The 12,832-nt window shown below is 52.0% G+C and carries 10 protein-coding genes; 5 read left to right on the top strand and 5 right to left on the bottom strand.

Annotated elements, in window-relative coordinates; all coding sequences use genetic code 11:
- The first annotated feature begins 134 nt into the window (after positions 1 to 134).
- The 3 genes from UNDYM_RS00530 to UNDYM_RS00520 are packed head-to-tail and all read left to right on the top strand — an operon-like array spanning position 135 to position 2,161.
- The gene (locus UNDYM_RS00530; protein WP_232064298.1) at positions 135 to 983 is read left to right on the top strand and encodes a DUF3034 family protein; all 849 of its coding nucleotides are present in this window, start codon (positions 135 to 137) and stop codon (positions 981 to 983) included.
- A gap of 33 nt (positions 984 to 1,016) precedes the next feature.
- The gene (locus UNDYM_RS00525) at positions 1,017 to 1,466 is read left to right on the top strand and encodes a group 1 truncated hemoglobin (protein ID WP_162039266.1); all 450 of its coding nucleotides are present in this window, start codon (positions 1,017 to 1,019) and stop codon (positions 1,464 to 1,466) included.
- A gap of 23 nt (positions 1,467 to 1,489) precedes the next feature.
- A complete protein-coding gene (locus tag UNDYM_RS00520; protein ID WP_162039265.1) occupies positions 1,490 to 2,161 on the top strand; it encodes a methylamine utilization protein in 672 nt (223 codons plus the stop codon).
- Between the two features lie 54 nt (positions 2,162 to 2,215).
- Here UNDYM_RS00520 and UNDYM_RS00515 read toward each other — a convergent pair whose 3' ends face one another.
- The gene (locus UNDYM_RS00515; protein WP_197740963.1) at positions 2,216 to 3,130 is read right to left on the bottom strand and encodes a collagenase; all 915 of its coding nucleotides are present in this window, start codon (positions 3,128 to 3,130) and stop codon (positions 2,216 to 2,218) included.
- A 410-nt stretch (positions 3,131 to 3,540) separates the two neighbouring features.
- Here UNDYM_RS00515 and UNDYM_RS00510 point away from each other — a divergent pair, with 410 nt between their 5' ends.
- Together UNDYM_RS00510 and UNDYM_RS00505 are read left to right on the top strand one after the other, a co-directional pair.
- Complete coding sequence (locus UNDYM_RS00510; RefSeq protein ID WP_162039264.1) at positions 3,541 to 6,330, top strand: TonB-dependent siderophore receptor; 2,790 nt, start codon at positions 3,541 to 3,543, stop codon at positions 6,328 to 6,330.
- Between the two features lie 648 nt (positions 6,331 to 6,978).
- Positions 6,979 to 8,190, top strand: a complete 1,212-nt coding sequence (locus UNDYM_RS00505; RefSeq protein ID WP_162039263.1) for a Xaa-Pro peptidase family protein — start codon at positions 6,979 to 6,981, stop codon at positions 8,188 to 8,190.
- Between the two features lie 42 nt (positions 8,191 to 8,232).
- Here UNDYM_RS00505 and UNDYM_RS00500 read toward each other — a convergent pair whose 3' ends face one another.
- From UNDYM_RS00500 to tagH, 4 genes are all read right to left on the bottom strand, one after another.
- Positions 8,233 to 8,748 (bottom strand): TssQ family T6SS-associated lipoprotein, encoded by a 516-nt coding sequence (locus tag UNDYM_RS00500; protein ID WP_162039262.1) that lies wholly within the window; start codon positions 8,746 to 8,748, stop codon positions 8,233 to 8,235.
- A gap of 12 nt (positions 8,749 to 8,760) precedes the next feature.
- Positions 8,761 to 10,485, bottom strand: coding sequence for a serine/threonine-protein kinase (locus UNDYM_RS00495; protein ID WP_232063652.1), 1,725 nt, complete (start codon positions 10,483 to 10,485; stop codon positions 8,761 to 8,763).
- A 79-nt stretch (positions 10,486 to 10,564) separates the two neighbouring features.
- On the bottom strand, positions 10,565 to 11,356 hold the full coding sequence (locus tag UNDYM_RS00490; protein ID WP_162039260.1) for a PP2C family serine/threonine-protein phosphatase: 792 nt from the start codon (positions 11,354 to 11,356) through the stop codon (positions 10,565 to 10,567).
- A gap of 6 nt (positions 11,357 to 11,362) precedes the next feature.
- The gene (gene tagH / locus UNDYM_RS00485) at positions 11,363 to 12,649 is read right to left on the bottom strand and encodes a type VI secretion system-associated FHA domain protein TagH (protein WP_162039259.1); all 1,287 of its coding nucleotides are present in this window, start codon (positions 12,647 to 12,649) and stop codon (positions 11,363 to 11,365) included.
- Between the last annotated feature and the right edge of the window lie 183 nt (positions 12,650 to 12,832).

Raw genomic sequence — 12,832 nt, 5'->3', positions numbered from 1 at the left:
ATTTTCAGTAGCCTTCGTACAAAGAGCAGATACACGGTTTTCCGTGCGAGATTGCCGCTTTATAAAGAGGAGATATGATGCAAATGAAGAAGAAATTTGTCGCCCTGGCCCTGTCAGGCAGCAGCGTTTTCTGCATGCAGGCCAGCCTGGCTCAGGACATGCTGAAACCGGACATGGGCAAACTGACAGCTACTGGCGGTGTCAGCCAGCTCGAAGGTGCGGGCGGCGGCGGTCTGACGCCATGGGCCTTGATCACAGGCTATGGTACGCGCGACAGCTATGGTGCGAATGCCCACTACACACAAGTCAACACCCAGGACTACAGCCTGAAAACCTATGGCGTCGCGGTCGGCATTGCCGACCGGGTAGAGCTGTCGCTGGCCAGCCAGGAGTTCACAGGTTCGCTGGCCCCTTTGAATGCCTTGAATATCAAACAGGATATTTTTGGCGTCAAAGTCAAAGTCGCCGGTGATGCGGTCTATGACCAGGACAGCTGGATGCCACAAATCGCCGTTGGTGCCATGTACAAGCGCAACAAAGGCATAGGTGGCCTCGGTGCGCTGGGGGTGACTAACGTGAAACAACTCGGTGCCAAGGATGACAGCGGCGTTGATTACTATGTTTCTGCGACCAAGATCCTGCTCGAACAAAGCCTGCTGCTGAATGGCACTGCGCGCATGACCAAGGCTAACCAGATGGGCATACTGGGATTTGGTGGCGACAAGAAAGACAGTTATAAACCCATGCTGGAAACCTCAGTTGCTTATCTGATCAACCGCAAGCTGGCGGTCGGTGCCGAGTACCGCATGAAGCCGCGTAACCTGGGCGTCGATAATGAAAAAGATTATTACGACGTGTTTGTCGCCTGGTTCCCAACCAAAAATGTTTCTGTCACGGCGGCTTATGCGACGCTGGGTGACATCACTATCTTCAATCCAAAAAATCAGCGTGGCTGGTACTTGTCCCTGCAAGCAGGATTCTGAGCGCCCACAGACTATCTAAAGAAAAGACCTATCATGAATATTCTCTCCCGCCTGTGCAAAACCATAGCCGCTTCCGCTCTGTTTGTCAGTTTGTTTGCCAGCCTGTCTGCCCATGCACAAAGCGGCAATGACGCACTGTATCAAAGTCTGGGTGGCAAAACCGGTATCAGTACCTTCGTCAATTCCTTCGTTGCCATCGTGCTGGATGATGCGCGCATCAACAAGGCTTTCAAGGAAACAGATACGGAAAGACTGGCTAGCCTGCTGACCGAACAATTCTGTGAACTCAGCGGTGGTCCCTGCAAATACAGTGGCCGCAGCATGGCAGACGTACACAAGGACATGGAAGTGACGAATGCCCATTTCAATGCCCTGGCAGAAGACTTGCAGATCGCTATGGAAAAACATGATGTACCATCATCCGTGCAAAACAGGCTGATCGCCAAACTGGCACCCATGCAACGTCCCATCGTGACCAAGTAAGCAATGTAAAGGCGGTAAAAAAGATGAAACTATTATTTTTGCAAAAGTATCGTAGTTTGCTCACCCTGGCGCTGACGGTGACATTAACGCTGGCTGCAAGCTCACCCATGCTGGCACAAGCGGCCAAGCTGAATTTCCAGGCGGTCGATAAAAATGGTAATCCCATGAGCGATGTCGTCGTGTATGCGACACCAGTAGGCGCGCCCTTGCCAGCCTCGGAAAAAACCGAGGCCACCATATCGCAAAACGACATGCAGTTCTCACCTTATGTGACGGCGATACGCACAGGCTCGCAAGTCAAGTTCCCCAACTATGACAAGATGGAACATCATGTGAAGTCTTTTTCGGCAACCAAGGAATTCGAGATCAAGACTTATGAACGCGGCGTGGTGCCACCACCTGTGATCTTCGACAAACCCGGCATCGTCATCGTCTACTGCCTCTTGCATAACTGGATGCGTGCCTATGTACTGGTGCTGGACACGCCCTACTTCGTCAAGACGGACCAGAGCGGTGTTGCCATGCTGGATAAACTGCCAGATGGCAATTACGAAATCAAGGCCTGGCATCCAAATCTTGGCAGCATCAGGCCGCCACTGAGCCAGACTGTTAAAGTCAATGATCAGACAACACCGGTCAAATGGCAGTTTGATTTTGTGCCTGTTCCAAGAAAATCGAAATCTGCTGCTTACTGAGTACTGGCTGTCTGAGAAAATGAAGCCGGGCGCGAATGCCCGGCCTCATCCCAACTACGCTTTAGCCAGACTATCGAGCCAGGCTGCAAACTCTTTATCCATGCCCGTACCCCAGGACCTGACCAGCGCCTGATAACGCGGGTAATCACCACTGCGTGTGAACACCAGCATCTGCTCTATCTCTGGCCTGTGCTTCTCCATCATGAATCGCACCGCCAGATAACCCCAACTATATATGCGCGCAGTACCGTTATTGTTTTCATAGCCGGTATCGAATAACTGGCTCAATGCATAAGTCTTTTCAGCAGCAAGTTTGATGGCAGCCGGATTATCCTTGCCCTTGGAAACATACTCAGCAATGCCTTCAGTCCACCACACCAGATAAGGTGTCATTGGTGCAGGTTTGGCGCAGTTTTCTGGAGGTGCGTGCGAGTCATGCAGATTCGCGCAAAAGTCGCCATACAGATTGAAACGGCCGTCGAGGTAATGCACATATTCATGGCCGAGATTGAGTACGCTGCCATCTTTTTTCTGGTTCGCGACAAACTCGGCCTGGTTGCCTGGTCGATCCGGATAACCCTCCAGATACATGCCACCATTATTGGTCGGCATATCAAAATGCTGGGTCGCGTATTTGATGAAATCTTCCTTGGATTGGTAAATATTTGCCCTGAGGCTGCCATTATGGTCATCCTTTACCGGCTTGCCTGCGGTACCGAAAATGCCATGAAACTGCTGCTCCAGCGCCCCCAGCATCTCGCAAGACTTGCGTTCATCGTCAGCCGTCAGTGCCTGTGAACGCAGGCTCAGTGTAGGGCTGCACTGATGTACATGCGTCAGTACTTTTTGTATTTCCTGGTCACGCGCAAGCTCACGTGAATTATGCGCCTGCTGCGGATTGCTGCTGCAAGCGACTAGGCCCAGAGCCAGCAAAGGCAAGGCCAGCATCCCCTTATTTCTGAATTTCAACTCCGTCTCCTTTTTTCATTTCTCTGCTGCAAAACAAGATTGCATCTTGATATCAACGCGTTGTAAATACGCCGCAAATATTTTATAAATATACCTTAAATATATTTATATTGGTACATTTGAGTCCCGCCGGAATTTGGATTTCTTATTTTTTCCAGATTTTGGCGGTGATCTGGCAAAGGCATGCTGATGACAAACACCCCTGCCGTGCAGAGCAAAGCAGGGTAAAAACCCAGGCGTGAATTTGCACCACATAAAGAGAAGGCTGGCCCAGCCCTGTCACAAAAAGGCGGGAACCAGACCCGGAAGATATCCATGCACATGCAGACGCAAAGTGAAATGGAAATGGCTGTTCATTCGAGGGATTGAATGGTGAGACAGAGGGCAACCTCAAAACTATGGAGCATACTTTGAAAAACCTACCTACTATGAAAAAATCCGCATTGGCCATTTCGATTGCGCTGATGGGACTGCAAAGCAGCTATGCACAAGATGCTGCACCGGTACAAAAAGTCGTTGTGACCGGTTCGAATATCAAACGCCTGGACAGCGAAACGGCGTCGCCAGTACAAGTCCTGACCCGTCAGGAAATCATGGACAGCGGTGCCAATACCGTCAAGGACATCCTCGACAATCTCAGCAATAATGACCGCAGCGCCATCAGCGACCTCGGTGGTGCCAACTCCTGGGCCAGTGGCGCATCTGGCGTATCGCTGCGCAACCTTGGTTTGTCTGCAACACTGACCTTGTTGAATGGTCGCCGCCTGCCCAGCTATGGTTTTGCTGATGGTTTGCAGGCTACCTTCGTGAATATCGATGCGATACCGGCGAATGCGATAGAACGCATAGAAATCCTCAAGGATGGTGCCTCGGCAATTTATGGTTCTGACGCTGTTGCAGGTGTCATCAATATCATTACCCGCAAAGACTTCAAGGGTGTGACCCTGAATGCCAGTGCCCAGCAATCGCTGCGCAACAGCATGTTGAACAAGTCCCAGACAGCCTCCATCACGGTAGGTGCTGGCGACATGGAGAAAGATGGCTACAATGTCTTTGGTCATCTGGAAGCTTATCACCGTGGCGCTTACAAAGACCGTGACATCTTTCCACAACTGCCGGACTGGTACCTGAAAATGAATCCGGACCGCGCCTCCCTGTCGACCGGCTCTTACCCCGGCAACTATACCGGGCGTTACCCTGCCAATTATGCCGATGCCAGTCTTGCTGGAAAATCCTTCACGACCGCAGCCCCGGGGTGTGCACCGTCACTACTCATAGGTGGCCTGTGCCGCTATGACTACTGGAAAGACAGTGACGCCAATCCTGCGGCTGACCGCATTGCCTTCTTCAGCATGGGCAGGAAAAAACTGGGCGACAACCTGACAGGTTTTGCCGAAGTCAATTTCTCGAATACCAAGAGCACTTACTATACCTCAGTACCGCGCTCAAATATCACGGGCGTGCCACTGACCTGGTACGACTCCATCAAGGGGCAGATGCAGTATTTCACCGACCCGCAATTGCCGGTTGGTCACCCTTTCAATCCTTATTCTTTCCCGGTAGGTTTGAATTATCGCTTTGCCGATAATCCCGAGATGTTCAAGAACGTCGGTGAGGCAAAACAATACCGTGTACTGGTCGGTCTTGAAGGCACGCACCTGGGCTGGGAATGGGATGGGGCGATAGGCCGCATGAGTTCTACCGCAACCCAGAAGCAGCACCTGTACCGAGACCGCTATGCTTACTATGATGCCATCGTCAAGGGCGAATATAAATTTGGCGCAACAAATTCACAAGCAGTACTCGACAAAATGTTCCCGGAAATGGGTTCGCACGGCACTTCTACTCAAACCTTCCTGGACTTCAAGGCCTCACGTGAATTGATGGCCCTGGGTGGCGGCCCTCTGCAACTGGCTACCGGCTTCGATCTGCGTCATGAAACTTTTGAACAGGCCAGCAGCGACAATGTATTGAACGCACAAATCGTGCAGTTCAGCGGTGTCTCCATACAGGGCTCACGCAATGTCGGTGCCGCATTTGCCGAATTGAATGCGCCATTCACCAAGCAGCTGGAAGGCAGCTTCGCCCTGCGCGCCGACAAATCCGGTACTACAGAAGCAGCAGTTGTACCCAAGCTGGGCCTGTCTTACAAGGCCACGGATTTCCTGATGTTGCGCGGTACCGCGGCGGAAGGTTTCCGCGCACCGAGCTTGCCAGAGACAGGCAATGGCGGCGCGTCCTGGTTCAATAATGGTTACCTCGATCCCAAACGCTGCGCCATGGCGACGCAAATGTCTGATGCCCTGAAAAAAGGTAATTCCATTGACCAGGCCAATGCCAGTGTTGCCTACAACCTCGGCTGCTCAGTCAGTTTCCCGGCGCGTGTCTTGCCAAACAAGGATTTGAAACCAGAAAAATCCAATAGCTTCACCCTCGGCCTGGTTTTGCAAGCGACCAAAGACACCAGCATCACCATCGATTATTACAACATCAAGCGCCGCGATGAAATCTCGGTACTCGGTGTAGATGAAACCCTGGCGAATGAAGATAAAAAAACCGGACTGGTAGAACGTGGTGTCATGACGACCCAGGACATAGAGCTGGCCCAGCGCGCATCCGAGCTGGCTGGCAAACCCCTGGGCTTCACCATCGGCCCCATCGCCACCATCGGTGCGCAATATGCGAATCTAACTAAAACCAAGGTCGCTGGTGTCGATGTCGATGTCAACAGCAAATGGAACCTGGGTAGCGCAGGCAAGCTCAGTACCGGCCTGGAAATGAATTACCAGACTGATTACCGTAGCTGGAGTTCCTTCACCAATGACTATAGCGAAAACTATGTAGGCCGCCGTGGCGTACCAAAAATCCGCGCCATCGCCAAACTCGGCTGGGCCAACGGCGACTGGAACGCAGGCACCCGCATCTACTACACCAGCGGCACCACATTAAGCTGGGGCGACCTCGACAGTGCCAACACTGAACAAGGTTGTATAGACCGTGGCGTCGCCGTCGATCAGTGCAAGGTCGCTGCCGACACCACGGTTGATTTCTCGCTCAATTACAAAGGCTGGAAAAACACGCTGCTGACCATGAACCTGTTCAACGCCTTCAACCGCGAAACCGTCATGCAAATGCGCCCGGGCAGCCCATTGCCTTTGCGTGGCCGTGTGTTGAAATTGTCGTTTGAGCATAAGTTTTAAGAGCAGGGCTAAGGAGAGATCAAAGGCAATCGCATTAAGTTCCAGAACGATAAATCAACCGATTTTGACTTTTGGGGTTGTCTTTGTAGTTGATTTTGACGTTGCTGTTGATTTTGAATTTCGAAGTTCCCATGTGTCGGCGCCGTTTGTGCGGTACAGAAAATGGATTAAGAAGAGCCGCTGTTTGAGCAAAGCGAGTTTCGGATCTTCCCATTTTTTGTACTGCACAAACGGGCACCCCCTTCAGGGGGCGACGACGCCTGGGTCGCCTTTTTGGCCCACCTTTTTGGCGAAGCAAAAAGGTGGGTAGCCGCCGGTCTACCACCGGCCGGCAATCTAAAAATACATGTGCAGGCATTTTAAAATCAGATACGCAAAACAAATTGAATCTGAAATTAAAGTACCTGACAGTATGCCATGAATGCCGCTGGATTCCAGCCAAAAGCACGCTGGAATGACGCCATTATGGATACAGTCTATCAAGCATAACGGCAATCTATTGGCTTAATCCAGAAACCAGCGATTGCCCACCAAACTCAACCACTATGCCGATTTCGCCAAAACCCCAAACACAAACCATCAAGACCCAAGCCCCCGCTTTATACTATCCTCCCCCGCATCCATCAACACCCACACCGGAGTACCAGCATGACATCAGGCATAGGCGGTTCCACAGTAGCCCTAGAATTAGCCAGCATCCAGACAGACTTCAGCGATGTCAGCCCCATCAGCGCGGCTGAACGCCAGGCCAGGGTAGAAAAGGCGGCCAGGCTGATGCAGCAAAATGGTGTGGATGCCATGATCTTGCCGGCTGGCAGCAGCCTGTATTATTTTACTGGCCTGCGCTGGTATCCGAGTGAACGCCTGACGGCAGCAATATTGACGCCCGATGCGAAGCTGACTTATGTCTGCCCCTGTTTTGAAGATTCCAAACTGCGTGAAACCCTGGGTGCAGATGCTGACATCCGCCTGTGGCAAGAAGAAGATGATCCTTGCCTGCTGATCAAAACATTCCTGCAAGATTCCGGTTATAAAAGCACTACCATCGCACTTGATGAAAATGCCGCCTTTTTTATTTTTGACGGGCTGCGCCGCGCCTTGCCGCTGGCACAGATCATCAATGCCAGCAGCATCACGGCAGAGTGCCGCATGCATAAGTCAGTTGCCGAACTGGCCATCATGCAACAGGTCAAGAACCTCACGCTGGAAGTGCAAAAGAAGGCAGCAAAGATTTTGCATGAAGGGATTTCTTCTTTTGAAGTTGCGCGCTTTATTGACCAGGCGCATCGCGCTTATGGCGGCAGCGCATCAACATTTTGTATTGTCAGCTTTGGTGAAGCGACTGCCATGCCACATGGCCCGGATGCCGAGCAGTTTTTACGTGAAGGTGACATGGTATTGATTGATACCGGTTGCAAGCTGCATGGCTACAACTCGGACATCACGCGCAGCTATGTGTTTGGCAAACCCAGCCAGCGCCAGCGTGATATCTGGGAACTGGAAAAAGCCGCTCAGGCAGCCGCATTTGATGCGGCACAGCCAGGTGTGCCTTGTGAGCAAGTTGATGCAGCAGCGAGAAAAGTATTGGCAGCAGCCGGTTTGGGGCCAGATTACCAGTTACCTGGCCTGCCACACCGTACCGGTCATGGCATAGGCCTGGATATTCATGAATGGACTTACCTGGTCAAGGGTAATCAGCGCCCGCTGGCCGCCGGCATGTGTTTCAGCAATGAACCCATGATCTGCATAGAAGGCGAATTTGGCATACGCCTGGAAGACCATTTCTACATGACAGAACAGGGGCCACGCTGGTTCACGGGCCAAAGCCATGCAGTTGATGCGCCGTTTGGCCGCGATTGATATTTGCTACCGGCATCTTCCATGCCGGTAGTATTTACTCACTTATTTGCTAACGGCAGTACTATCTTTTTTCTTGGCTGGTGCCGGTGCCTTGACAGCATTCCTGGATTTCAGGAATACCGGTCCCCAGACAGGATGACCAATTTCAGCGGCTGACAGATTGAAAGTAGGGTCCAGCTTCAAGGCCTTGTCAAATTGCTGGCGGCACAATTGCGTGCGGGAAGTCACGCAGTAACTGAAGGCCATGATTTTCAAGGCGCCCAGTTGCACATCCTTGTTATGACCGCTCCAGATTTCATTGCCACCCAGTTTTTTGATGGCGCCATTGTAGTCACCACCGTCATACAGGGCCGTACCATCTTTCAGTGCCTGCACGTCCGGACTCAGCGCAGGAACTGTGGGCTCTACAGGCGGAGGTGGTGGCGGTGGTGGTGGTTCTTTTGGCTTTACTACGGGCTTGGGAGCTGGTGCCTGCTTGGGCGCCGTTTCGCAACCCTGCAGGAGGACACATGCCACCATCAGGCCAGCCACAGACAGCGTTTGGGCTAATTTATTCATTTTTATTACACTTTACTTATTCGTGAACTCATGTTCTATGGTTGCAGTAGTGGTTTTTCCGGCTTCGACTTCGGTAATGAAGTCGGGGAAGCCAGGGTTAGTCACTCTGATCTTATGCTTGCCTGCAGCCAGACTTAAATGTTTGAGAGGCGGACTGGCCCCTTGCTGTACACCATCCACAAAAACCGTGCCCCAGGGCTTGATGGCCAGCTTGAGGTTAAGCTTGCTGGCCGCCGCAGCCTTGGCTGCCTTGACTTCTTTGAGGCGTGCTTGCGCCGCCTCGGTAAATTTGCCTTGCGGATATTGCTGCAAGTAGGCGTTCAAGGCCTCAGGCGTCACTGTATTATCGTCCTTGAGCTTGTCCCATGCCAGTTTTTCCGGATCTGGTTTGTCGGCAGCTTCTGCCACGCTTGCAGGTGCAGCCGCGGCATTGCTGGCCGCTGTCGCAGTTTTTTCAAGCGGCACTGCTACGGCTGACGATGCCGGAGTGGGCACTGACTGCGCTGTAGATGCAACAGTGGAAGCAGGGCTTGGAGCAGCAAGCAAGGTTTGCCCGGGCTTGTTAGCACCCTGGCGGCTGGCAAGATAGGCGATCACCACGATCAATACTGCGGCTAGCGCCAGCATGGGCACTAAAAGCTTGCCGGACTTTGCTGACACTGCTGTCCCACTTTCTGCAGTTTTGGCTTCCGGCCTGTGTGTTTTGACGGCTGAGGTATCTTTGACGGGCAAGGCATGCACATGGTCTTGTCCCTCTGCCATGCCTGCAGCATGCTCTTCCCTGCCCTTGCGTGATTTGCGTACTGAGGCAAACGAGCTGATACCCAGCAACTGACGGAATTCATCCATGCTCTGCGGACGGTCTTGCGGCTGTATTGCCAGCGCATGGTCTATGCCCTTGAGGAACTTGGCACTGAAACCTGCATGCTCACCATCCTGCAGGGGCAGCATGGTGTCCTTGACGACCCGGCCCACCGAGATCGGCGGTGGTGATTTCATGATGGCAAAATACATGACCGCAGCCAGGGCATAGATGTCTGTCCAGGAGCCCTGGGGCATTTCTACATCATCGGCATACTGTTCTATCGGTGCATAACCGGGCTTGAGGATGACCGTCATGCCTTGCGTCATGTCACCAATGATCTGACGGGCAGAACCAAAATCCAGCAAAACTGCTACGCCATTCTTTTGCACGATGATATTGTCAGGTGAAATATCCCTGTGCAAAATCTTGGAACGGTAAAGGGTATCGAGCGCTTCCAATATCTGCTTGAAGATAAACCGCAACCAGGCCTCGGTCACCAGCTTGGGGCGTTTATTGACGATTTGCTTGAGGGTATGACCATCGTAATGGCGCATGACCATGTAGGCGGTCTTGTTTTCTTCCCAGAAACGGTACACCTTGACCAGCGAAGGATGGTCAAATTGGGCCAGCAGGCGCGCTTCATTGATAAAACTCTTCAAACCGGCTTCAAAGGTAGCCTTGTGCCGCTCTGACCTGACGGTCACACTGGTATCGGCAGAGCGACCTGCCAGTGCACCTGGCATGTATTCCTTGATGGCTACCGTGCGCTGCAGGGAATGGTCAAAAGCCAGATACACAATACCAAAACCACCCTCACCCAATACACCGGTGATTTCAAAGTCATTTAGCCGCGTGCCGACAGCGAGACAATTCTCGGTACCTGCATGAAATGCAGTTGGTGCTGCAGCGGCGAGTGCTTTTTCTGTGTTCAAGGCTGACTCGGATCTTAGTTTCTTTTTAGAAGCAGAAGCCATGTGTTGACCACATTTCCGGCTTCCGGTTCGGGTTAATTCAGCGTTTTACCTGCTCATCATGCAGACAAATTGCAAAAGCCGAGAAATTATCCCTGTTAATTGCCTTTGACGTACTAATATTTTTTTCTGCAATGGCATTCATTTTACTTAACCAGGCCTCACTACTGTTGGTCGTTGCCAGGCAAAATTCCATTTCATGCTCAAGTACCCATTCCCAAAAACCATCAGTGCACATGAGAAAGGCATCGCCATGACGTAATTCTAGGGCATCTGCGGTCACTTCGGGGACACTGTCGCCCTCGGCACCGATGGCAGCAAACAGCCGGTTGCGATGAGGGTGCTGGCGTATCCGCGAATAATCTGCCATCCCCGCATCGACCAGGCGCTGGGCCTGGCTATGGTCTTTTGACACTGCCTTGATCCGGCCCTGGCGGAACTGGTAAATCCTGGTATCCCCCATGTGCGCCCACAAGGCGCAGCGATTGCTCTGGTCTATCAGCACCGCGGCAATCGTGGTGCTCATCTGCCGCTGGCTCAGATTATCCCGCTTGCTTTGTGCCACTTTCAGGATGGCCCAGTCCAGATAAGAGCGCAAGGCCCTGGCACTGAACGAGGCTTCACGTACGAATTTCTCTATGACCGCATCGATCGCCATCCTGGCTGCAATTTCACCACCAGAATGGCCGCCCGTGCCATCAGCCAGCACAAAACAGGCAAGTTCATCTTCATTTGCCCAAGCCAGTGCATCTTCATTGGTTTTCCGGGTACCGATGGCAGTAAATTGTGCTGCATCCAGATGCATGGCAAGATTAGGGTTAGGTTTATGCACAGAAAACTAGCGGTTTGACTCTGCTTTTTCTACTTCTTTTTCATAGGCAAGCAAAAATTCCTTGCCAAACATCGCCTGGAACTCATCTTTCTTGCCGGATGCAATACCTTCATACAATGCATTAAACTGATCCCACATGGCAGCTTTGCGACGACCTGGATTAATCTGGTCCATCAGACCTGGCGTTCCCAGTTGTGCTTCCACATGGCCGGGCTGCAAGGTTTTCAGGATGGCATCGGTCACTGCGCGGGTACCTGCAGCTACCCCCATCTGGTGAGTACGTATGTCAAAAAAAGCATCTTCCATCGCCTCAGCAGGTGCCATGAAACCCGGCATCTTTTTACGCAACATCTGGGTCAGCACGGTTTTACTGTCAGGGAAAAATTTTAAGGGATTGTTTTCCCTCAAGACAACCATGGTTACTTCTGCTTTCACTTCCCGCTTGAGCAGCGCACGCTGGGACAACTCTTCCATCGCTCCTTGTACTGAAGTCGCCATGAATTTGCCCAGGGTTTCCATCAATTCCACCGTCAGGCCAGAAGCCAGGTTCAATTGCTGCAAACCAGCGCCTTGCAGGAAGGCTTGCATGAGCTCATTGGCATTAGCAGTGGCATTAGTGGTAGCAGTAGCTGGCGCACTTGCAGCCTTGGCAACTTCCGGCTTTGCCGCACCAGCCTGGACAGGCTGAGCATCAGCGACTGCTGTTTCAGCCTGGGCGACGGATTTGTTGTCTGTGCCAGCAGCATCTCCCAGGGAAGCGACTACTTCCGGACGCAGCAGGAATTGTGGGGGCTGTGCTGCAGGCACTTCTTTGCCGGTGGACAAACGTGTCGCTGCCGGGCTGGCTGACGGTGCTTCAGCCTGGGTATTTGTTTTTATTTCATCGCTTTGAGCTTCAGGAGCAGTTTCTGCCTGCACCTGTGCTGCCGAAGCCAAAGTTTCACTGGCAACTTCGCTTGCTTGCTCCTCTGCGGCAAGTTCTACGGCGTCGGCACGCAATACATACAGGCCAACCTGTATCTGGTCCCCGGCATGAAATTCCACATCTGTTTCTGCCACTATTTCCTTGCCATTGATAGAAACAGGATTGGCCAGACTGAGGTTATGGATGAAATGCCGGCTACCGGTACTCCAGATATTGGCCTGTGTACGTGAAACGAAGTGCTTGGGGTCGGGCAGTGCGAGGAAATTTTCTACATTTCTCCCCATGGTAGCTGGTTCCGGGCCGAATACAGCAGAAACCGGGTCGGCTGGTGCTTCGTTATTGTAAGAAACAACGGCAATTTTAATCATTAGTGGCACTCCAAAACCATTTTGTATCGCCTATAAAATAAGTATCCTGAACAGGCAGTTTGAGATAATCTTACGACAGTGCTTTTTATGCTGATTCTGGCAAGAATGGTGGCATTAATGCTCAAATAAATGATTATTTTCCGCAAAGACCACCAAGTTAATATCTTGCCATGTCAACATGAA

It is taken from the genome of Undibacterium sp. YM2, from assembly GCF_009937975.1.
GTDB lineage: Bacteria > Pseudomonadota > Gammaproteobacteria > Burkholderiales > Burkholderiaceae_D > Undibacterium.
The sequence above is the reverse complement of the archived record's forward strand: the minus strand, read 5'-3'. Positions and strand labels throughout refer to the sequence as shown.

What these genes read in the sequence shown, in the direction of transcription:
- UNDYM_RS00530 (WP_232064298.1), top strand. Translation starts at nt 135, where the DNA reads ATGCAGGCCAGCCTGGCTCAGGACATGCTGAAACCGGACATGGGCAAA.
- UNDYM_RS00525 (WP_162039266.1), top strand. Translation starts at nt 1,017, where the DNA reads ATGAATATTCTCTCCCGCCTGTGCAAAACCATAGCCGCTTCCGCTCTG.
- UNDYM_RS00520 (WP_162039265.1), top strand. Translation starts at nt 1,490, where the DNA reads ATGAAACTATTATTTTTGCAAAAGTATCGTAGTTTGCTCACCCTGGCG.
- UNDYM_RS00505 (WP_162039263.1), top strand. Translation starts at nt 6,979, where the DNA reads ATGACATCAGGCATAGGCGGTTCCACAGTAGCCCTAGAATTAGCCAGC.
- UNDYM_RS00500 (WP_162039262.1), bottom strand. Translation starts at nt 8,748, where the DNA reads ATGAATAAATTAGCCCAAACGCTGTCTGTGGCTGGCCTGATGGTGGCA.
- tagH (WP_162039259.1), bottom strand. Translation starts at nt 12,649, where the DNA reads ATGATTAAAATTGCCGTTGTTTCTTACAATAACGAAGCACCAGCCGAC.